This window comes from Acinetobacter sp. AOR12_HL, assembly GCF_027855275.1.
GTDB lineage: Bacteria > Pseudomonadota > Gammaproteobacteria > Pseudomonadales > Moraxellaceae > Acinetobacter > Acinetobacter baumannii.
On record NZ_JAKTIJ010000023.1, the window covers coordinates 17,987 to 39,629 of the forward strand.

Here is a 21,643-nt window from a genome sequence, read left to right on the forward strand (position 1 = left end):
TTATTGGATCTCCACATGGTCAAGTTGAGTAGCTGTTTGCTGAACAGTTTCAACGACTTCTTGTACTGGTACATAACTATTGACCAACCACTGCATGCTTGAATGAGATACATCCAAGAATGTTTGTGGATAGATACCAAGCCAAACGAGACCAATCGCACAAATCATCAAAATACTAACTTCACGAGCAGATAAGTCTTTTAATGGACTAGTGTAGTGTTGCTTTTGTTCAGAGTTTGGTTCACCAAACAAAGCACGGTGAATCAAGATCAAACCATACAAACCTGCAAATACAAGGCTGATAGAAGCAATGATCGTGAATACAGGATATTTATTAAATGAACCCATCAAAATCAGGAATTCACCAATAAAGTTACCTAAACCTGGCACACCAACAAGAGCTGCGACGAAGAACATTAAGAAGAACGGTAAATACTGGAGCTGACCACGAAGACCACCCATCAAACGTAAATCACGTGTATGTAAGCGCTCGTAGATTTGACCAGACATAATGAACAATGCAGCTGATGACAAACCATGTGCCAACATCATGATCATTAAACCTTGGAAGGTCAAAATATTACCTGCATAAATAGCAAGTAAAACGAAGCCCATATGTGAAATCGACGTATACGCAAGTAAACGTTTCATGTCAGTTTGCTGGTAAGCACACCACGCGCCGTAGAAAATACCAATCAAACCGAAAATAATTGCAATATCTGCAAACTGTGCAGAAGCTGCCGGGAAGAATGGAATTACAAAACGAAGCAAACCGTACGCTGCTGTTTTAATCAAGATACCAGCCAAGTCTACAGAACCCGCTGTAGGTGCTTGAGCATGGGCATCCGGTAACCAGCCATGCAATGGGAAAACTGGTAACTTCACTGCAAAACCAATAAAGAAGCAGATCATGAAACCATACGCGAAGCCAGCAGGTAAACGATTCGCTACAGCTAATAAATAGTTGTAATCAAAACCGATCATGCCAGTCATCATGTAACCATAAACCACAAGGCCAAGGATACCGATTAACATTACTAAACCAGCGATTTGCGTATATAAGAAGAACTTGGTTGCAGCGTAAACACGTGAACGACCGTTTGAACCCTTATGACCCCATAACGCAATCAAGAAGTAGATTGGTACAAGCATCATCTCCCAGAAGAAGAAGAATAGGAACAAATCAATTGCCAAGAACACGCCGATAACGCCCCCTAAACTCCATAACAAGTTTAAGTGGAAGAAACCAACATTCTTTTGGATCTCACCCCATGAACAACCAACAGCAAGTACACCAAGTAAAGCTGTTAATAACACCATGAGTAAAGACAAGCCATCCACTGCTAGGTGAATGCCAATACCGAGAGATTGAATCCACGGTAAATAAAACTCAGCTGTCCAAGTTGGGACTTTTGAGCCTAACTCGTAGCTATAAGTACCACTTTGCCAAAGTGCAAGACCTAAGCCCAACGTGATGAGCATACCAATTAAGGCGATCCAACGTGGCAAAGTTTTGTCGAGTTTATCGACTAACCAACAAGTAAAACCTGCAATGAACGGAACAAGGATCAGCGCGGGTAAAATTAAATTGTTTTCCATTTTATTTCCCCACTACCTGAATAACGATCAAGATCATCAATAACACCACTACACCGAGTGACATGCTTGATGCGTATTCACGCAATGAACCTGTTTGACGTGAGCTTGTGAAACTGTTTCCGCCTTTAACAAGCGCAGGAAGAACAAGCCATAAGCTGTCAATCGGATCACGACCAAATAGTTTGGCGAAGAATAAATAAGGTTTAACAAAAACGATGTCATACAACGCATCGAAACCAAATGCAGTACGACAAATATGAGCTAAGCCAGCACCAAGACTTGTTTTTGCAAACGATTTTACTGCACCGTAAGCAAATGCAAATAGACCAATACCAACAGCTAAACCAACAAGCGCGATACCTACTGCTAAATGCTCTGCCCCATGCATGCCTTCAACAAATTGTTCAGCAACATGGAATTCAGGAATTTTTGCTGTATTCAAAATATTTGCTACTGGAGCTTTTAATGCAGCACCAACAAAAGTAGACAATACAGCCAAGATACCTAATGGAGCCCAGTAAGTAGCACCTTTAATCTCATGGTAATGTGTATTTTCTTTACCGAAGAATACAACCCAGATTAAACGGAAGGTATAGATTGAAGTCAGGAATGCACCTGCTACACCAGCCCAATATAAGCTGTTATATAAAGCAATCGATTGACCTTGTACCCAAACCTCACCGAGAATCGCGTCTTTAGAGAAGAAGCCGATTGTTAAGAATGGGATAGCTGCTAATGCACCGCCACCAATCGCAAAACATGCAAATAGGAATTTGTTTTTGTAGAACAAACCGCCCATTTTGAAAATATTTTGTTCGTGATGGTAAGCAAGAATAACTGCACCAGAAGACAAGAATAATAATGCTTTGAAGAATGCGTGAGCCAACATGTGGAACAAGCCAGCTTGATACGCTTCAGCACCTACAGCCATAAACATATAACCAAGCTGACTCATAGTTGAGTAAGCTAAAATACGTTTGATGTCTGTTTGTACGAGAGCAGCAAAGCCTGCAACTAATAAAGTTACAGCCCCTGTTACCGAAATGAATTGCATCACTTCAGGCGCAAGTTCAAATACGCTGAATAGACGGCAGCACAAGTACACACCAGCTGTTACCATTGTTGCTGCGTGGATTAATGCAGAAACAGGTGTAGGACCTGCCATCGCATCTGCTAACCATGTTTGCAATGGAATTTGTGCAGATTTACCAGCAGCACCCAAGAACAACATTAATGCAGTCCAGATAGTAAGTGACGAACTCTTCGTCATTACTTCTGCTGCGTGTTCAACGATGTACTGAGTATTAAGCGTACCAAATTGTTGGTAAAGCAAGAATAAAGCGATAAGTAAGAATACGTCACCTACACGGGTAACTGTAAATGCTTTGATCGCTGCCCAACCATTTGCAGGGTTTGCATAATAGAAACCAATCAGCAAGTAAGAGCATAGACCTACGCCTTCCCAACCTAAGAATAACAACGCTAAGTTGTCACCCAACACAAGCAAAAGCATGCTTGCAACGAACAGGTTGAAGTAAGAGAAGAAGCGCGCATACCCTTCTTCACCACGCATGTACCATGATGCAAAGATGTGAATTAGGAAACCAACACCCGTGATCATGCCCATCATGAGTAAAGATAAGCCATCTAAATGTAAGCTAATGCCAGGCGCGAAACCACCCACATTAAACCACGTCCAAAGATTTTGAACAAAAACTTGCTGGCCGCTACTGGTAAATGCCATACCAGCAATCAATGCAAATAATGCAGATAAACCTACAGAACCTACACCAATAATTGCTGCAACATTTTCAGAGAGCTTATCACGCCCAGCCGCCAATAAAATAAAACCGATTAGCGGAAATAATACTGTTAGATATAAATAACTCATCCGCGCATCTCACTAGCAGCATCCACATCCAAATGATGGAAGCGATGATAGAACTGAAGGACAATCGCAAGACCGATACACGCCTCTGCAGCAGCAAGGGTTAAAATCAGAATAAACATGACTTGTCCATCTGGTTGTGCCCATACGCTACCCGCAAGAACGAATGCTAACGCTGCAGCATTCATCATGATCTCAAGGCTCATTAACATAAATAAAAGGTTGCGTCGCACCATTACACCGTAAAAACCGAGTGCAAAAAGAATGGTTGCAACAATCAAACCATGTTCTAAAGGGATCTGGCCCATTATTCTTTTTCCTCTTCTGCACCTGGTTCACGTTTACCTAAGTGGTATGCTGCAACAAGGGCTGCTAGCAATAACATCGCGGCAACTTCAACCAACAATAAATAGTGTGTAAAGAGCGCTTGACCAACAACTTTTGGTCCAATTACTTGTGCTCCAAGTGGTGCAGAGATGGTTGTATATTCACCACCGAGCATCCAAACTAAAAGTAAGCCAAGTAAAAAGCTCATGAGTGCTGGATATGCCCAAGCATCCGAAGAAAGCCATTTACGCTCTTGTTCAACTGTGTGTTGCCCTAAGTTAAGCATCATCACAACGAATACGAACAAGACCATAATCGCACCAGCATAAACAATGATTTCGAGGGCGCCGGCAAACGGCGCACCTACGATCATGAAAATACCAGCAACAGCAAGCAATGAAACAATCAGACTAAGCAATGCATGTACAGGGTTCGTGTTAGTCACTACACGAACCGTAGAAACGATGGCCACGAGCGCCATCAAATAAAACGGCCACATCATGGTAATAGACTCCGTACATCGATTGGTGCACTTTCTTTTTGTGCTTGACCTTTCTCTTTACCGTTAATTGCCATACCAGTTACACGGTAGAAGTTATAGTCTGGGTATTTACCTGGACCTGAAATGAGCAAGTTTTCTTTCTCATATACGAGGTCTTGACGTACGTATTCGCCCAACTCGAAATCTGGAGTTAGCTGAATCGCTGTAGTTGGACATGCTTCTTCACACATACCGCAGAAGATACAACGAGAGAAGTTGATACGGAAAAATTCCGGATACCAACGTCCATCTTCTTTTTCAGCTTTTTGCAGTGAAATACAGCCAACCGGACATGCAACCGCACAAAGGTTACATGCCACACAACGCTCTTCCCCATCCGGGTCACGTGTCAAGATAATACGACCACGATAGCGAGGTGGTACAATTTCCTCTGCTGGTACTTCTGGATAAAGAATTGTGTCACGTTTACGGAAACCATGGGTAAATACCATGAATAACGTCCGAACGATTGACCCAACTCCAGCTAGAATTTTATACATTTTGTACTCCCTGCTGTCTTAGGCCTGATTCATCAGAATCACAGCACCAGTTACCAATAGGTTAACCAACGCCAGCGGCAAACAAATTTTCCAACCGAAGTTCATGACTTGGTCGTAACGTGGACGCATTAAAGAACCACGTGCCAATACAAACATCATTACGAAGAATGCTGTTTTAATCACAAACCAGAACACTGGTGGAACAAATGGAATTTCTAAATTAAATGGAGCTAACCAGCCACCAAAGAATAAAGTCACGATCAATGCAGAGATAAGTACAACGTTTACATATTCAGCAACGAAGAACATACCCCATTTCATACCGCCATATTCAACATGGTAACCTTCGGCCAATTCTTGTTCTGCTTCAGGTTGGTCAAATGGGTGACGGTGAGTTACCGCAACACCTGCAACAACGAAAATCAAGAAACCTAAGAACTGGGGAATGATGAACCAAACATCACGTTGAGCTTCAACAATTTCACGAAGGTTAAATGAACCAGCGATTGCAACCACACCCATTAGCGAGATACCCAAGAACACTTCATAAGAAATTGTTTGAGCAGCTGAACGCAAACCACCGAGTAATGAATATTTGTTATTTGATGACCAACCACCAAATAACACTGCATAAACCGCAATACCAGCCATTGCCATAAAGAACAACAAACCGATGCTCATGTCCGCAACACCCAATGCAGGGCTTACAGGAATAACCATGAACGAAAGCACCGCAGTTGCCATCGCAACTGCCGGAGCTAAACGGAAAGTTAATTTATCAGCAAATTTTGGTGTCCAATCTTCTTTGAACATGATCTTAAGCATGTCGGCAACGATCTGGAACATACCACCAGGACCAACACGGTTTGGACCATAACGGTCTTGCCACCAAGCAAGTAAACGACGCTCAATGAAAGACATCAACGCAGCAACAAGAACAACAACAAGCAAAATCACAACCGCTTGAACAACAGCGTAAGCAATTGGCCAGTTCTCAGCCCAAAGTGGCGTTTGACGTATAATTTCTTGATTCATGAATTACACTCCTAATGCCACTGAAACAGGTTCAGCTAAAGATACTGTCGGAGCTAAACCAACTGGGTAACCAATATAACCTGTAGGTAAATATTCGATTACTTGTACAGGTAAGCTCACAGTTGTTTCGCCTGCTTTTACTGTAATACGTTGGCCTTCTTGTAGATTCAAACGTGTTGCGTCTTGTTCGCCCACAGCAAATACAGCTTCAGGAATACGAGTTTCCATTGCAGGTGTTTTAATTGTGAATTCACCAGAACCAAAGATATGGTGCATTGGTACAAGACGGAAGCTTTCAGGATTTGCAACTACAGCTGTTGGAGCGACATAGCTACGTGCTGGACGTTTTGCTAAACGGTCGAATAAACGAACGCCTGAATCACCACCTTTTAAGTGACCACCCACTTCATCTTGATATTTGTTCCAAGATTGTGGAGAGTTCCAACCTGGCGCCCACGCAAATGGTACAAGCGAAGAAGCTTTTTGCGGACCTACATAACCTTCCATAGAGAATGTTAATGCTGAGTCTGGATCTGTCGGTTGCTTAGGTTCATGAACCGATAAAGGCGCACGCATCGCTGTACGACCAGAATAACGACGTGGTTCACGAGCAATTTTCAAACCATGTACACGGTAGCCAGCGTCTGGCGCAACGTCTTGAATTGCTTCAAGTACCGGAACGTTCTTCACGATTGTTTCGATTACGTCGTCAAGCACTGTCCAATCAATTGGCTTGCCTTTAAGGCCAGTTTCAATGGCATGCAACCAACGCCAAGATTCTTTAATCGCGTATTCAGGTTTGTAGTAGCTTGGATCGTAAACTTGGTAGAAGCGTTGTGCACGACCTTCTTGGCTTACGACAGTACCATCACCTTCAGCAAAGCTTGCTGCTGAAAGTACAATATCAGCCTGTTTCACAGTTTCAGTTTCACTGTGGTCAAGCACGATTACTGTTTCAGCTTTATCAAGTGCTGCTTTAACTTGAGCGGCCGGTAAACGACGGAATAAGTCATTTTCAACAATAACAAGTGTGTCGTAGTCTTGAGCAAATGCTTGTTCAAGGCTTAAGCCACCAAATAATGCCAAGCCCATAGAGTTCACTTCAGGAACAACAAGGCTTAAACCAGCTTTTGAGCCAAGGTTTTGCGTTAACTCTGCTGCTGCTTCCATAATTGAAGCATCTTGCAAGCTCGTACCCGCAATAATTAACGGTTTGTTTGCTGCTTTTAAAGTGTCGGCAATAGTTTGAGCAAATGCTTTTGCATCATCATCTAAACCATTAACTGTTTCGCCTTTAACTGCCGCAGCAACTGCAAAACCTAAACGCGCAATATCATTTGGAGATGCAACAACTTCACCAGTCGCAACATCCGCAAGGCGAGTTTGAGTTGCAGCCAAGATATAGATCGGAGATTTCGCTTCCTGACCAATACGTTGTACAGGCTCAGCCAACCAGTCCGGTGTACGTGTTTTTGCAGCCATTTCGCGAGCTTTGTTTTTTGCAGCTTGACGAACTGACAATGCCATACGTGGAGCAGTTTGAGTTAAATCTTCACCCAAAATTAATACTGCATCGTAGCTTTCAATTTCACGCATATTCGGGTTGTAAATACCCTCTGTTTGCATGATTGAAGCAGCAAGTTCAACGAGGCTTTGCTCTTTTTGTGCAACACCTGTTGAGTAGTTTGCTTGACCTACTAGTTCACGCAATGCGTAATTTGATTCTAAGCTTGCACGTGGCGAACCAATACCTAGAACTTTTTTGCCTTCAAGTTTCGCAATTGTTTGGTCCAACGCTTGGTCAACAGAAACAGTTGCTACTGTTTCGCCATTACGGAACTGAGGTTGACGTGGACGATCTGCACGGTTTACATAACCTGTGCCAAAACGGCCTTTGTCACAAAGGAAGTATTGGTTAACCGAACCATTGAAACGGTTTTCTACACGACGGATTTCGCCATAACGCTCACCCGGAGAGATGTTACAACCTGAAGAACAGCCATGACACACGCTTGGTGCATATTGCATATCCCATTTACGGTTATAGCGCTCTGAATGAGTCTTATCGGTAAATACACCAGTTGGACATACTTCAGTCAAGTTACCAGAGAATTCAGACTCTAAAGTACCTGATTCTGGACGACCAAAGTAAACACGTGATGCATTAGCATATACACCAAAGTCTGTACCGCCTGCATAATCCTTGTAGTAACGAACACAACGGTAACAAGCAATACAACGGTTCATTTCATGTGCAATGAATGAGCCTAGTTCTTGGTTGTAATGTGTACGCTTAGTAAAACGATAGCGACGACGGTCGTGGCCTGTCATTACAGTCATATCTTGTAAGTGACAGTGACCACCCTCTTCACACACTGGACAGTCGTGTGGGTGGTTGGTCATTAAGAACTCAACAATAGATTCACGGAAATCTACTGCTTCTTTGTCTTCAATCGAAATATAGGTATTGTCAGATGCTGGTGTCATACATGACATCACAAGACGTCCGCGCGTATCTTCAGGATTTGCATACTGAGTTACGGCACATTGACGACATGAACCAACAGAACCTAAGGATGGGTGCCAACAAAAATACGGAATATCAATGCCAAGGGATAAACATGCTTGTAGCAAGTTTTCTGATCCATTGACTTCGTACGATTTTCCATCGACATGAATTGTAGCCATAGTCGAATCCCTTAAGCTTGTTCTACGTTGCTAGTTTGCACGACAGGACGATCAGTCACTTTCGCTTCAAACTCGCTACGGAAATGTTTGAGTGCGCCCATAAGCGGCTCCATCGCACCTGGTGCGTGAGCACAGAAAGTTTTACCAATCCACAATTTACGAGTAAGTTCTTGTAAGTGGTCGATATCCTCTTTCTTACCTTCACCTGTCTCAAGTGCTTTAAGCGCTTTAACAGCCCATGGCAAACCATCACGGCAAGGTGTACACCAGCCACATGATTCACGCGCAAAGAATTCTTCCAGATTACGGGTCAACGACACCATACATTGGGTCTCGTCTACCACCATTAATAAACATGTTCCTAAACGAGAACCTGCTTTCATAATGGTTTCAGCATCCATTGGTAAATCAATGGTATCTGCCGGTAAAAAGTCAGTAGACGCACCGCCTGGTAACCATGCTTTAAGCTTCAAGCCATCACGCATACCACCAGCATGTTCTTCGATTACTTCACGTGCAGTCGTACCAAATGGTAGTTCCCAAAGACCAGGGAATTTTACTTTACCTGACGCACCATAAATCTTTGTGCCCGGATCTTTTGATTTACCTGCTGATAAACCGATATACCATTCTGGGCCACGAAGCATGATTGCTGGCAAGTTGTTATAAGTCTCAACGTTGTTCACAATCGTTGGACGACCCCATGCACCAGCAACTTGCGGGAATGGTGGTTTAGTACGTGGGTTAGCACGGCGACCTTCAAGTGAGTTAATCAATGCAGTTTCTTCACCACAAATATAACGACCTGCACCGGTGTGCACGTGTAACTCGAAGTTCCAGCCAGAACCTAAAATGTTGTTACCTAAGTAACCTTTAGCGCGGATTTGCTCAAGCGCTTCATTTAGGTATTGTGCAGCCTCGATATATTCACCACGAATAAAGATATAACCTTGAGTTGCTTCTAGGGTATAACCTGCAATCAACATACCTTCGATCAATTGGTGAGGAAGTTTTTCCATCAACAAACGGTCTTTAAAGGTACCTGGTTCCATCTCATCGGCGTTACAGATCAAGTAACGTGGACCGCCATCATTTGGCGCCATAAGAGACCATTTGATCCCTGCAGGGAAGCCTGCACCACCACGACCTTTTACAGTTGCAGCTTTAATGACTTCAAGCACTTCAGCAGGTTTCATACCTAATGCTTTTTTAAAGCCGGCATAACCTTCAAGTGCTTCGTAATCGTCAGCACTACGTACCGATTCTTGTTTGCTTAAACGCCAAGTCAGTGGATGAGTTTCCGGATTACCGTCGCCATAAATTGGTTTTGGTTCAGTATTCATACATACTTCTCCAATAACTGTTTGATTGATGTCACTTCTACTAAACCGTGAGTATCTTCATCAATCATTAACGTTGGGCCTTTGTCACAGTTGCCTAGACAGCAAATTGGAAGCAGCGTAAAACGACCATCTTGTGTCGTTTGACCAAACTGAATACCTAATTCGCGTTGGAATGCTTCAGCAAGTGTTTCAGCACCCATCAAAAAGCAAGCAATTGAGTCACAAAGCAAAATTACGTGGCGACCTACAGGTTGGCGATAGATACGGTTGTAGAACGTTGCTACACCTTCCAAATCTGCAACACTGATCGTTAATAATTGTGCGATGGCGTTCATTTGAGCATCATCTACCCAGCCATTACGGCGCTGTACGCACTTTAATGCATCTAAAGAAGCTGCACGTGGGTATGGATAGTGACCAATGTGATGTTCAATTTCGTGGATTTCTTCAGCAGTCAAAATCCCTTCAACATTCACACGTGGTTTTTTATCAGTCAGAATCATCATTTTGCGTTACCTCTTAGCGATCCACGTCAGCCATAACCACGTCAATGGTCGCCAGATAAATGATTAAGTCAGATACTAAACTGCCGTTAATCACTGAAGGAATTTGCTGTAAGTGAGTAAACGTCGGTGTACGGATACGAGTACGATAACTCATCGTTGCCTTATCCGAAGTCAAGTAATAAGTACTTGCACCTTTCACAACTTCAGTCATGAATGACGCTTCACCAGCAGGCATGACAGGACCCCATGACACGCTCAAGAAGTGCGTAATCAAAGTTTCAATATCTTGTAACGTCTTATCTTTTGGTGGTGGAACAGCCAATGGGTGATCCGCTTTATATGGACCAGAAGGCATGTTATCCAAACACTGTTTGATAATTTTGAGTGATTGTTCAATTTCACGGAAGTGAACAAGTACACGAGCGTACGCATCGCCTTCATACTCAACCGGAACTTCGAAGTCGAAGTTTTCATAGCCACTGTATGGACGATATTTACGAACGTCGAAATCAATACCTGTTGCACGTAAACCAGTACCGGTTACACCCCATGCAAGCGCAGATTTGGCATCGTATTGAGCAACATTACGTGTACGACCAATAAACACAGAGTTTTTGAATGCAGCTGTGTAGTATTCGTTCAAACGTTTTGGCATCCAATCTAGCAACTCTTTAACAAGTTTTTGCCAGTTGTTTGGAAGGTCATGTGCTGTACCACCAATACGGAACCATGCTGGGTGCATACGGTAACCCGTAATTGCTTCAACGATGTCGTATACTTTTTGACGGTCTGCGAACATATAGAATACTGGTGTCATACCACCGGCATCCTGAATTGCCGTACCACAGTAAAGTAAGTGGTTATTAATACGGAACAATTCGTTTAACATGACACGGATCACTTGTGCACGCTCAGGAACTTTAATTCCAGCAAGCTGCTCAACAGCCATGACATATGGCATGTTTTGCGCACAACCACCCAAGTAGTCAACACGGTCAGTATAAGGAATGAAAGAGTGCCATGTTTGACGCTCAGCCATCTTTTCCACACCGCGGTGGTGATAACCGATATCAGGAACACAGTCCTTCACTTCTTCACCGTCTAACTGCAATACAATACGGAATGCACCGTGCGCAGATGGATGGTTAGGACCCAAGTTCAAGAACATGAAGTCTTCGTCAGCGTTACCACGCTTAAGACCCCAGTCTTCTGGTACAAAGCGTAAGTGTTCCTGTTCGAAATCTTGCTTCGCTTTGTCTTGCATGTACGGCGTATATTCTGTCGCACGTGCTGAATATTCTTTACGAAGCGGGTGACCTTCCCAATAAGTTGGTAACAAGATACGACGAAGCATTGGATGCCCTTCGAAATTGATACCGAACATATCGTAAGCTTCACGTTCATACCAGTTGGCATTTGGCCAGATATTTGTCGCTGTCGGGAGGTTAAGATCGTTTTCGTTCAAGGCAACCTTGATACGAATGTCACTATTACGCTCAAGCGATAATAAATGATAGAACACAGTGAAGTCAGATGCTGGCAAACCATCACGATGTTGGCGTAAACGCTCATCCATCGCTGATAAGTCAAACAGCATTACATAAGGACGTTCCACTTTACGCAGGAACATGAGGACTTCTTGCACGCGTGCGCGCTCAACCCAGACTGTTGGAAACTCTTCAAAAGTCGCCTGCACATAGAAATTCTCACCAAATTTGGTTTTGAGCTCTTCTACGATTGCAAATGCTGGGCGTGAATCAACTGGTGTTGATTCTGGCATAGCAATGTCAGTTTCAGCCATTGGCTTGGCTTCCTATTTAATACAAATTCTGTCAATTTTCTCGATGAACATATCGGTTAGATATGTCAAAACACCGTCAAAAAATTATTTAATCTCATCCATAGAGCGTAAGTTTTTAACGGCAATACGCTGCGCATTCTTACGATCACGTTCTGGCATCATCTTTGGCTTATACACTGGCTGAAGATCATCACCAATCACGGCAGAAAGCGGGCGTCGCTCTAATTGAATCTGGTCTTGTAAAAGCATTAATGCTTGGATTAATGCTTCAGGACGAGGCGGACAACCTGGGACGTACACGTCAACAGGAATAATTTTGTCTACACCTTGTACTACTGAATAGATGTCGTACATACCTCCAGAGTTTGCACAAGCACCCATTGAAATAACCCATTTAGGTTCTAACATTTGTTCATACAAACGTTGGATAACCGGAGCCATTTTTACAAAGCAGGTACCTGCAACAATCATCAAGTCAGCCTGACGAGGTGAAGCACGAATAACCTCTGCACCGAAACGGGACAAGTCATGCACGCCTGTTAAGGTCGTTGCATATTCAACGTAACAACATGATGTACCAAAGTTAAATGGCCACAAAGAGTTTTTACGTCCCCAGTTTACTGCTGTATGCAAGACATCCTCTAAACGAGTCATGAATACGTTTTTATTCACTTCCTCTTCAAGTGGATCTGTCACAATTTGACGATCTTGCAATGGATATTGATCAGCATCCGGATTCGCGCGGGTCAGAGTATATTTCATCCCGACTTACTCCTTTTCAGATGACAATGCAGGTGTAGTTTTTGACTTAACACGACCTGATGATTGGGCTGGAATCTGGCCTGTAGGGTCAGTTACGAGCTCTTCAATAGAGTTAAAGCGTGTAATTTCAGCAATGTTCATTGTTGGTGAACCGACTTTAATCTTCTCACCTGCTAATTTACGGCGATCTGCCGGTGCCCAACTTAAAGCACCTACAGAGAAGGCATAAACAAGCGCAATTAATAGGTCAACGACAAAGATTACGACAGTGGTATAACCCAACCATCCTACTTCACGCACCGAAGTAGACCATGCATAGAGGTAAAGTGCCTCTAAGTCGAAAACAACGAAGAAAATTGCAACTAGATAGAACTTTGCAGACAGGCGAATGCGAGCGCCACCAGCACTCACGACACCTGATTCAAACTGCTCTTGCTTAGCACGTCCCCACGATTTCCCCCCGAGGAGTAAGGGAACTGTGAGCATAAAGACGCAAAGAAATGTAACGCCGATCACGAAGGCGATAATCGCCCAGTCGTATGGAGTAATGGCACTCATGCGGGGATAACTCCTGGCAGGCCTATTATTTAACAAAGAATGTATGTATTGGCCTTCAAATACACCAAACACAAAATTAATCCCGCCAATTGTACCTGATTTCTAATTTCCCTTGCTAGTTGAAGCGTCTTAGTCTTTTGGATGATTTTCCAATCAAAAGTAATCATCTATGTCTTGTAGAGGGGGTTTCACCGCTTATAATCGGTTTATTTGATAGTTTTCGCACTTGTAATGATTTTTTTCATTTTCTGATTTTTAATATTATTTGCACAATTGCTCAATCGGTCAAATTAAACACCTTACTTTTTTATAATATTAATCGGTTTTTTATTGTATTCATCTTCCCCTCTGAATTATGATGAATGTTTAATCATGCATTAATATTTTATTACTCTTGGATAAGAGTGTTTATCATTAAGGGCAGCTGATGCCATACTCACTTCGTGAATTTTCATTTTCTACCTCCCTGAAATTTTTTCTCTTATTTACCATCATTATTACGCTATGTTGCTTTATTGGAATTGCATCTCGTCCTCTTAGTTTTCTTGCTTTTTTCTGGCCTGCTAACTCGGTATTTCTAGGCCTATTGCTTCGATTTCCACAAACACGCCAAATAGGTAGTTTTGCCGGTGCTTTTACCGGTTATATGATTGCCGATTTAGTTAATGGCACACCTCTTTTTCTCACCCTTATTTTAACGATATCCAACTACCTGTATGTAGTAACGACTTTAGCACTCGCAATATTGTTTAATCGCCATATAAAAGCAGCTTATCAAGGCTATTCTTATTTACTCTTATTCGCACTATGCGGGATTGGCAGCATAACCGGTGCTTTGTTTGCAGCAACTTTTGTGCCTATGTTTAACACCAAATTTATGATTGGTAGTTTTTGGGCCGAATTTGGTTATTGGGTTACATCAGAGCTTCAAAATGCTTTATTGTTGCTGCCCATTATTTTAAATATCCCCCCTTACCTTAAAATAAAAAACTACCTTAAGGGTAATCGTATATATATCAAAGCGATTGATTTTTTGCCTTTATTCGCTGTTTTAATTTCGATAGGAGTGAGTTATTACGACTCGGGTCCAGGTTCCCTACTCTACCCCATCGCCGCATTAATCTGGTGCGCTATCCGCTATAAACCGATTATTGTTGCTCTCATTACATCCTTTACCAGTGCATATATTATTTATCATGTCTCAGGGCATTATTTATTACTGTATCCGCAAGACTATTTAGGCAATACCATTTCTATACGTATAGGGCTGATCATGATGACGGTTGCGCCACTTACCGTTTCCAGTATTAGCGCACTCCATTCTGAATTAATTCAGAAGTTACAACATGCAATTGCCCATGATGAACTCACCTCAAGTTTAACTCGACGCCAATTTTTACAGTCAGTCCGCCTACTCCAAGAAAAAGTACAAAAGGAAAATAAGACCTCTGCATTTTTTATGTTGGACGTCGATCATTTTAAAAAAGTGAATGATAGTTATGGCCACTTAATTGGAGATAGAGCCTTACAGACCTGTGTAACGACCATACAAAATATTTTACATCCTCATGACTTACTAGGACGTTTTGGTGGAGAAGAATTCGCAATTTTTATTCCGGATACCACCAGAGAGGCTGCCTTTGAACTCGCGGAAAGAATACGCATTCAAATTAGTCAGCAACCGATTTATGTATATGGCAAATTACCCATCTTTGTGCAGGTAAGTATTGGTATTAGCTTATATTCTCCAAGCTATCACCGCTCTATTGAAAGTTTGTTTAAAGAAGCAGACGATGCACTCTATCAAGCAAAGCGCCGAGGGCGTAATAGAGTTTTTATTTCTTTGTAATATTTTCAAGTCATCATCTAGTGTAATGAATTTTATACAATATCTTCTGTTTTGCCATGTATGCTAATAACAGATAATAAGGAGAAAAATGCATGAATCTAGAATATACGCATAAACCAGACTATTACTTGTTTGCACAATTACTGGTGCGACATATAGAAAGCTATATTCATAAACACCCAGATGCAGATAATGCCATTTTTGACTTGCGAGATGTCTATGAAATTTTTAGGCAAGATTTCGCATCAACCACAACAAATCTAGAAGGCATTTTACATATTGCAGACTCATATAGAGTTGAGACTTTGAATGGGGATCAGCCTCTTATTCAAAAATATCAAATTGATGCTAAAAATAATTCGCTCTTGATTGACTTTAATACAGATGCACTCAATAGCCTGAGAAGCGGCAAACCTATTTTGGAACCTGATGCAACTCAGTTATAAATGAACCAATAAAAAAAGCACCTTATGCAGGTGCTTTTTTATTGCTCTTTAATGGCGGTTGTTTAAAGCGATGTGCTGGCCAAGTCATAATAAAGCGTGCGCCTCCCAAACTTGGACTTTCATCTACCTTAATTTCCCCACCAAACCAGTAAGCAATACGACTTACGATAGAGAGACCCAAACCATAACCGCCAGATGCGCGTGTACGACTGTCATCTAAACGGGCAAAGGCTTCGAATACACGTTTGCGGTCTTGCTCAGGAATACCCGGTCCGTCGTCTTCAACACAGACAAAAGCCATGCCATCACTATGAATACCGCCCGTAATCCGAACTTTGTTATCACAATAACGAACAGCATTACCTACCAGATTTTGTACAACACGGTGAAGGTAACGACGCTCTGCATCTACTTTCACATATAAAGGCGGTGGAATAAGTTCAATTTCTTTCTGTGTTTTTAAAGCCTCAGTTTCAACTGCAACCTGATCCAACACTTCAAAAAGTACAATTTCTGCAAAGTCTAATGAAGGTGTACCCTGCTCTAGTTTTGCATAAGTCATAATTTCATCAATTAAGGTATTGAGTGCTTCAATATCTTTATCAATCATGTCGACCTGATGCATACGATGATTGTAATCATCTTCTTCGGCTAACATTTCTGTACCAAAGCGAATACGTGCCACAGGTGTTCTGAGTTCATGAGATACTGCTCTCATTAACTCACGTTGAGCCTCAATCAAACGCTGAATATGGTCAGACATATTGTTATAACTTGAAGCCAAGTTTGCCATTTCGTCGCTTCCTTCAATAGGAACACGCAGTGACAAATCACCCGATTTCATACGGTTTAATGCATAACGCACCTGTCGGATTTTGCGCTCTAACGGCAAAATCAAACCGTAAACACCCAGACTTAATAAGAATAAGCTAAATAAGGTAATACCCGCCGAAAGCTGTAAAGGCATCCAGTTAAACATTGGAACCGGACCCAGCACTAACACCTGCGCAGGATGATTCGGTATTGGAGACACAATCGAAATGGTTGTACCGCGCACTGTTGCGCTATCTTTGTACAACATGACACTTTGGTCTTGGCGCAAACGTCCAATCTGTTCAGAATCCAGATTTACATCTTGAATGTTTTGAATATTGATCGGATATGAGAAATGCTTTTGAATCTTGGCAAGATATTCTTGTTCCTGCCCCGGATAAAACATTAAATAGTCGAGCACAAAAATAGGAAGAGCCTTCATTTGGCGTTCAGTGATTTTGTCGACTTTTATAGATAGGTAATGTTGTGGGTCGTCACGTAAGCCAATAATGACATATGCGATGCTATTGCTTGCATCGTAACGAACTACAGATTTTTGTGCTTCGATCCGCTTTTTCTCGGTACGAGACAGCTCAACCTTACTTGCATCGGTATAATAAATTGGAAGTTCGAGCAAATCAGATGCGTCAGAAATCCAATCTATTTTTTGCTGCTTCCCAGGTTGTCGAGCGACTCCTTCACTAATGACATAAGAAATACCATCAGTTAAAGATTCTCGGTATTCTTGTGCGCGTTGGTAGTTGATAATTTGTACCAGTAAATACCCAAAAACAGCCACCAAAACAACAAGAATTACCAGCCCCGCATATATTCGCAGGAATATACTGTGTTTAAACACTCGACCAACCTTATAGGAAGTTTAATCAGATTTTACAATCCATTGGTTTCTTTAACAAACAAGTAACCTTTACTACGTACAGTTTTAATACGTTTTGGATTTTCAGGATCATCGCCAATTTTTGGACGAATACGTGAAATACGTACGTCAATTGAACGGTCTTGACCATCGTATTCGATACCACGTAAACGTTCGAAGATATCTTCACGCGATAAAATACGGCCAGCGTTTGATGCAAGCAACCATAACAAGTCATATTCAGCACTTGTAAAATCAACAAGCTCACCATTCAACGTTACCGAACGGCCACCATTGTCGATGACAAGGTCGTCAAACTCAATACGTTGAGCAACTTCATCTTCAACAGTTTTATCCGTACGGCGTAACAAAGCACGAATACGCGCTAATAATACACGTGGTTGAACTGGTTTCGCGACATAATCGTCTGCACCCATTTCAAGACCAAGTACCTGATCCATATCTTCAGTACGTGCAGTCAACATTAAGATTGGTTGATGATAGTGTGGGCGAACTTCACGACAAACGGTTAAACCATCTGCACCCGGCAACATGACATCCAAGACCACAAGATCCGGTTGCTCACTAATAATACGACGAATTGCACGGTTACCATCGGTTTCTACACCAACTTCCAAACCATTACGGATTAAATATTCTTGAGTTAATCGCGCTAAACGCTCGTCGTCTTCAACGATCAGAATCTTTGGTAACTTTTCTTCTTGGCTCATATCATTGCCCCTATAAATCTCATTACATGTATCTTAAAAATCTTGCAGATACATTCGTTTATCATTTGCAATATACACACGTTTACATTGTAAACAAGTAGGCGTTCACCAAACTGATACATGACAACCATGTTTTGTTGCATTTTATTAATCTTTGAATTTTCAGGTATTTTTATTATCTGTTTATTGTTCTTAAATGTCATAATCTATTCATATTTCCTATGTATGAATATTAAACAAATTATTTCTTCACTAAATTTAAATTCACTCAAGTGTTTGTTTTTTGAGTTATCCACAAAGTTATCTATAAGTGTTTTTTCACAGCTTTGGTATGCTATCTCCCGACAAATCATACAGATAAAAAATTACTAAAAAGTCAAGATTGATCTACCGTAAAAAATCCCGTATCTTGTGTTGAAAATAAACTTTAACTACTAAGTCTTGTGTTTATCCCTCAAATATCGTGGCATGTTTTTTGCTCGGTTCAAACGGTCTATGAACATAACAAAAGTGACAATGGAGCTATGCTGGCATGAGCGTAATTACTTCGACTCCCGGTCAAATTCAGGTGATTAAACGCACCGGAGATGTTGCTGCATTTGATGCAGAGAAAATTTCTGTTGCGATTGGTAAAGCTTTTCTTGCTGTGGAAGGTCAACAAAGTGCGGATTCGAGCCGTATTCACGACCGTATTACCCAACTGACGGAAATGGTACTGAACACTTTCACTCGCCGTTTACCTTCTGGCGGTACCATTCATATTGAAGAGATTCAAGATCAAGTTGAACTTGCACTGATGCGTACTGGGGAGCACAAAGTCGCTCGTGCTTACGTTATCTATCGCGATCAACGCGCAAGTGCCCGTAAAGACACAAATTCTAATCATCACCCTACCTTGCAAGTTACCGATGCAAACGGTCAGCTTCAACCACTTGATTTAAGTGCACTGCAAGCAACTGTAAATCGAGCTGCTGAAGGCTTAGAAGGTATTGATGTTCAAGCAATTATCGATGAAACCGTTAAAAACTTATATAACGGCGTAAAAGAAAGCGATATTGCTACCACCATGATGATGGCAACACGTACACGTATTGAACAAGAACCTAACTATACATACGTAACTGCACGTTTGCTTCGTGATGAGTTGGTCAGCACTGGCTTAGCATTCTTAGGTTTACCAGCCGATACAGCTGAAAACAATGCACTTGAAGCATTCTTGAAAAAAGGTGTAGAGCTTGATTTGCTTTCACCGGACTTGCTTAAGTTCGATCTAGAAAAACTAGCAGCGGCAATTCAACCGGAACGTTCTAACCAGTTTACCTACTTAGGTTTACAAACTCTATTTGACCGTTACTTCATCCATTCAAATGGCGTTCGCTTCGAATTACCACAATTATTCTTCATGCGTGTGTCAATGGGTCTTGCACTTAATGAGCAAGACAAAGAAGAGCGTGCAATCGAGTTCTATAACTTGTTGTCTAGCTTTGACTACATGGCCTCTACGCCTACCCTGTTTAACTCAGGTACATTACGTCCACAGCTTTCAAGCTGTTACTTAACAACGATTGGCGATGACCTTTATGATATTTATGGTGCAATGCGTGACAACGCGATGCTCTCTAAATGGGCAGGTGGTTTAGGTAATGACTGGACACCTGTACGTGCCTTGAACTCTTATATTAAAGGTACAAACGGTAAATCTCAGGGTGTTGTTCCGTTCCTTAAAGTTGCGAACGATACAGCCGTTGCGGTAAACCAAGGTGGTAAGCGTAAAGGTGCGGTATGTGCGTACTTAGAAACTTGGCACTTAGACATCGAAGAATTCTTAGAACTTCGTAAAAACACAGGTGATGACCGTCGTCGTACTCACGATATGAACACTGCAAACTGGGTTCCTGACCTATTTATGCAACGTGTGTTTGAAGATGGCGAATGGACACTATTCACTCCGTCTGAAACTCCAGACCTACACGATTTAACTGGTGCTGAGTTTGCTGAACGCTATGCATACTATGAGTCTGTTGCGAAAGAACAGAACATGTTGCACAAGAAAGTACGTGCGAAAGACTTATGGCGCAAAATGCTTTCTATGTTGTTCGAAACTGGTCACCCTTGGATCACATTTAAAGATGTTTGTAACTTACGTTCACCACAACAACACGTTGGCGTAGTTCACTCATCTAACCTATGTACTGAAATTACGTTAAACACCAACCAAGACGAAATTGCAGTATGTAACTTAGGTTCGATCAACCTTGTTCAACACGTTAAAGGCGGCGTATTAGACCGTGAGAAGTTAGCGCGCACTGTTAAAACAGCAGTTCGTATGCTCGATAACGTTATCGACATTAACTACTACGCTGTACCACAAGCGAAGAACTCTAACTTGAAACACCGCCCTGTTGGTATGGGTATCATGGGCTTCCAAGATGCGCTTTACGAAATGGGTATGGCTTACGGTTCTGATGAAGCTGTGAACTTTGCTGACGAGTCAATGGAAGTGATTAGCTACTATGCAATCCAAACTTCAAGTGACTTGGCTGTTGAACGTGGTGCTTACTCAACATTTAAAGGTTCATTGTGGGATCAAGGCATCCTTCCAATCGACTCTTTAGAAATTGTTGCGAAATCTCGTCCAGAACGTATGTTTGAAGTTGACCGTACTCAACGTTTAGATTGGGACAGTTTACGTGCCAAAGTTCAAAAAGACGGTATGCGTAACTCAAACGTAATGGCGATTGCTCCAACTGCAACCATTTCGAACATTTGTGGTGTTTCTCAGTCTATTGAGCCAACATTCCAAAACTTATATGTGAAATCTAACTTGTCTGGTGAGTTCACTGTGATTAACCCTTACCTTGTTCGCGCATTAAAAGAACGTGGTCTTTGGGACACAGTGATGGTTAATGACCTCAAACACTTTGAAGGTTCAGTACAAAAAATTGCTCGTATTCCTGAAGAATTAAAAGCAATCTTTGCAACTGCGTTTGAAGTTGAGCCACGCTGGATTGTTGATGCTGCATCACGCCGTCAAAAATGGATTGATCAAGCACAGTCTCTTAACCTTTACATCTCTGGTGCAAACGGTAAGAAACTTGACATCACTTATAAGATGGCATGGTTACGTGGTCTTAAGACGACTTATTACCTCCGTGCATTAGGCGCAACATCTGCTGAAAAATCTACAATTAACACAGGTGCGTTAAACGCGGTTAAACCTGCAACTGTAGAAGCAGCAGCACCTGCGGCAGCTCCGGTCGTAGAAGCGAAGAAGCCTGAAGCAGTTGAAGAAGACGGCTTCACTCAAGCAGCTCCGGTTCCTATGGCTTGTTCAATCGACAACCCAGATTGCGAAGCTTGCCAATAACATTCAATAAAG

The 21,643-nt window shown here is 42.0% G+C and carries 18 protein-coding genes; 3 read left to right on the top strand and 15 right to left on the bottom strand.

Features of this window, described 5'->3' with window-relative positions; all coding sequences use genetic code 11:
- From nuoM to ndhC, 12 genes are all read right to left on the bottom strand, one after another.
- The gene (nuoM, locus tag MKL36_RS12100; protein WP_000429844.1) at positions 1 to 1,599 is read right to left on the bottom strand and encodes an NADH-quinone oxidoreductase subunit M; all 1,599 of its coding nucleotides are present in this window, start codon (positions 1,597 to 1,599) and stop codon (positions 1 to 3) included.
- Position 1,600: 1 nt separating this feature from the next.
- Positions 1,601 to 3,490 carry an NADH-quinone oxidoreductase subunit L gene (gene nuoL / locus MKL36_RS12105; protein ID WP_000121137.1) on the bottom strand — a complete coding sequence of 630 codons (1,890 nt, stop codon included), beginning with the start codon at positions 3,488 to 3,490 and terminating at the stop codon, positions 1,601 to 1,603.
- Positions 3,487 to 3,795, bottom strand: a complete 309-nt coding sequence (nuoK, locus tag MKL36_RS12110; RefSeq protein ID WP_000529822.1) for an NADH-quinone oxidoreductase subunit NuoK — start codon at positions 3,793 to 3,795, stop codon at positions 3,487 to 3,489. Before nuoK ends, nuoL begins: the two co-directional genes overlap by 4 nt.
- Positions 3,795 to 4,313, bottom strand: coding sequence for an NADH-quinone oxidoreductase subunit J (gene nuoJ, locus MKL36_RS12115; RefSeq protein WP_014205902.1), 519 nt, complete (start codon positions 4,311 to 4,313; stop codon positions 3,795 to 3,797). The genes nuoK and nuoJ overlap by 1 nt, the downstream gene beginning before the upstream one ends.
- Complete coding sequence (nuoI, locus tag MKL36_RS12120; RefSeq protein WP_000276693.1) at positions 4,313 to 4,855, bottom strand: NADH-quinone oxidoreductase subunit NuoI; 543 nt, start codon at positions 4,853 to 4,855, stop codon at positions 4,313 to 4,315. Before nuoI ends, nuoJ begins: the two co-directional genes overlap by 1 nt.
- An 18-nt stretch (positions 4,856 to 4,873) precedes the next feature.
- Entirely contained in the window at positions 4,874 to 5,890 is a 1,017-nt protein-coding gene (nuoH, locus tag MKL36_RS12125; protein ID WP_001070989.1) for an NADH-quinone oxidoreductase subunit NuoH, read from the bottom strand.
- 3 nt (positions 5,891 to 5,893) lie between these two features.
- Positions 5,894 to 8,578 carry an NADH-quinone oxidoreductase subunit NuoG gene (nuoG, locus tag MKL36_RS12130; protein ID WP_000190953.1) on the bottom strand — a complete coding sequence of 895 codons (2,685 nt, stop codon included), beginning with the start codon at positions 8,576 to 8,578 and terminating at the stop codon, positions 5,894 to 5,896.
- Between the two features lie 11 nt (positions 8,579 to 8,589).
- Positions 8,590 to 9,921, bottom strand: a complete 1,332-nt coding sequence (gene nuoF, locus MKL36_RS12135) for an NADH-quinone oxidoreductase subunit NuoF (protein WP_001091098.1) — start codon at positions 9,919 to 9,921, stop codon at positions 8,590 to 8,592.
- Complete coding sequence (gene nuoE / locus MKL36_RS12140) at positions 9,918 to 10,427, bottom strand: NADH-quinone oxidoreductase subunit NuoE (RefSeq protein WP_000973142.1); 510 nt, start codon at positions 10,425 to 10,427, stop codon at positions 9,918 to 9,920. The genes nuoF and nuoE overlap by 4 nt, the downstream gene beginning before the upstream one ends.
- Before the next feature lie 13 nt (positions 10,428 to 10,440).
- Positions 10,441 to 12,228 carry an NADH-quinone oxidoreductase subunit C/D gene (gene nuoC, locus MKL36_RS12145; protein WP_000852150.1) on the bottom strand — a complete coding sequence of 596 codons (1,788 nt, stop codon included), beginning with the start codon at positions 12,226 to 12,228 and terminating at the stop codon, positions 10,441 to 10,443.
- Between the two features lie 84 nt (positions 12,229 to 12,312).
- Positions 12,313 to 12,990 (bottom strand): NuoB/complex I 20 kDa subunit family protein, encoded by a 678-nt coding sequence (locus MKL36_RS12150; RefSeq protein WP_000878003.1) that lies wholly within the window; start codon positions 12,988 to 12,990, stop codon positions 12,313 to 12,315.
- A gap of 6 nt (positions 12,991 to 12,996) precedes the next feature.
- Positions 12,997 to 13,548: an NADH-quinone oxidoreductase subunit A gene (ndhC, locus tag MKL36_RS12155; protein ID WP_001274550.1), complete on the bottom strand. Its 552-nt coding sequence runs from the start codon at positions 13,546 to 13,548 to the stop codon at positions 12,997 to 12,999.
- Positions 13,549 to 13,975: 427 nt separating this feature from the next.
- Here ndhC and MKL36_RS12160 point away from each other — a divergent pair, with 427 nt between their 5' ends.
- The gene (locus MKL36_RS12160; protein WP_021511509.1) at positions 13,976 to 15,397 is read left to right on the top strand and encodes a GGDEF domain-containing protein; all 1,422 of its coding nucleotides are present in this window, start codon (positions 13,976 to 13,978) and stop codon (positions 15,395 to 15,397) included.
- 92 nt (positions 15,398 to 15,489) lie between these two features.
- Positions 15,490 to 15,843 (top strand): hypothetical protein, encoded by a 354-nt coding sequence (locus MKL36_RS12165; protein WP_001047855.1) that lies wholly within the window; start codon positions 15,490 to 15,492, stop codon positions 15,841 to 15,843.
- Between the two features lie 22 nt (positions 15,844 to 15,865).
- Here MKL36_RS12165 and bfmS read toward each other — a convergent pair whose 3' ends face one another.
- The 3 genes from bfmS to MKL36_RS12180 are packed head-to-tail and all read right to left on the bottom strand — an operon-like array spanning position 15,866 to position 18,467.
- The gene (bfmS, locus tag MKL36_RS12170) at positions 15,866 to 17,515 is read right to left on the bottom strand and encodes a sensor histidine kinase BfmS (protein WP_001985884.1); all 1,650 of its coding nucleotides are present in this window, start codon (positions 17,513 to 17,515) and stop codon (positions 15,866 to 15,868) included.
- A gap of 32 nt (positions 17,516 to 17,547) precedes the next feature.
- A complete protein-coding gene (gene bfmR / locus MKL36_RS12175) occupies positions 17,548 to 18,264 on the bottom strand; it encodes a response regulator transcription factor BfmR (protein ID WP_000076440.1) in 717 nt (238 codons plus the stop codon).
- Positions 18,261 to 18,467 (bottom strand): hypothetical protein, encoded by a 207-nt coding sequence (locus MKL36_RS12180; RefSeq protein WP_000143214.1) that lies wholly within the window; start codon positions 18,465 to 18,467, stop codon positions 18,261 to 18,263. Before MKL36_RS12180 ends, bfmR begins: the two co-directional genes overlap by 4 nt.
- 329 nt (positions 18,468 to 18,796) lie before the next feature.
- On the opposite strand from MKL36_RS12180, the gene MKL36_RS12185 reads away from it, so the two are divergent.
- Complete coding sequence (locus tag MKL36_RS12185; protein WP_000111540.1) at positions 18,797 to 21,631, top strand: ribonucleoside-diphosphate reductase subunit alpha; 2,835 nt, start codon at positions 18,797 to 18,799, stop codon at positions 21,629 to 21,631.
- Positions 21,632 to 21,643 lie beyond the last annotated feature (12 nt).

Excerpts from the sequence above, each read along its gene's own strand:
- nuoM (WP_000429844.1), bottom strand. The coding sequence starts at position 1,599 with ATGGAAAACAATTTAATTTTACCCGCGCTGATCCTTGTTCCGTTCATT.
- nuoL (WP_000121137.1), bottom strand. The coding sequence starts at position 3,490 with ATGAGTTATTTATATCTAACAGTATTATTTCCGCTAATCGGTTTTATT.
- nuoK (WP_000529822.1), bottom strand. The coding sequence starts at position 3,795 with ATGGGCCAGATCCCTTTAGAACATGGTTTGATTGTTGCAACCATTCTT.
- nuoJ (WP_014205902.1), bottom strand. The coding sequence starts at position 4,313 with ATGTGGCCGTTTTATTTGATGGCGCTCGTGGCCATCGTTTCTACGGTT.
- nuoI (WP_000276693.1), bottom strand. The coding sequence starts at position 4,855 with ATGTATAAAATTCTAGCTGGAGTTGGGTCAATCGTTCGGACGTTATTC.
- nuoH (WP_001070989.1), bottom strand. The coding sequence starts at position 5,890 with ATGAATCAAGAAATTATACGTCAAACGCCACTTTGGGCTGAGAACTGG.
- nuoG (WP_000190953.1), bottom strand. The coding sequence starts at position 8,578 with ATGGCTACAATTCATGTCGATGGAAAATCGTACGAAGTCAATGGATCA.
- nuoF (WP_001091098.1), bottom strand. The coding sequence starts at position 9,921 with ATGAATACTGAACCAAAACCAATTTATGGCGACGGTAATCCGGAAACT.
- nuoE (WP_000973142.1), bottom strand. The coding sequence starts at position 10,427 with ATGATGATTCTGACTGATAAAAAACCACGTGTGAATGTTGAAGGGATT.
- nuoC (WP_000852150.1), bottom strand. The coding sequence starts at position 12,228 with ATGGCTGAAACTGACATTGCTATGCCAGAATCAACACCAGTTGATTCA.
- MKL36_RS12150 (WP_000878003.1), bottom strand. The coding sequence starts at position 12,990 with ATGAAATATACTCTGACCCGCGCGAATCCGGATGCTGATCAATATCCA.
- ndhC (WP_001274550.1), bottom strand. The coding sequence starts at position 13,548 with ATGAGTGCCATTACTCCATACGACTGGGCGATTATCGCCTTCGTGATC.
- MKL36_RS12160 (WP_021511509.1), top strand. The coding sequence starts at position 13,976 with ATGCCATACTCACTTCGTGAATTTTCATTTTCTACCTCCCTGAAATTT.
- MKL36_RS12165 (WP_001047855.1), top strand. The coding sequence starts at position 15,490 with ATGAATCTAGAATATACGCATAAACCAGACTATTACTTGTTTGCACAA.
- bfmR (WP_000076440.1), bottom strand. The coding sequence starts at position 18,264 with ATGAGCCAAGAAGAAAAGTTACCAAAGATTCTGATCGTTGAAGACGAC.
- MKL36_RS12180 (WP_000143214.1), bottom strand. The coding sequence starts at position 18,467 with ATGACATTTAAGAACAATAAACAGATAATAAAAATACCTGAAAATTCA.
- MKL36_RS12185 (WP_000111540.1), top strand. The coding sequence starts at position 18,797 with ATGAGCGTAATTACTTCGACTCCCGGTCAAATTCAGGTGATTAAACGC.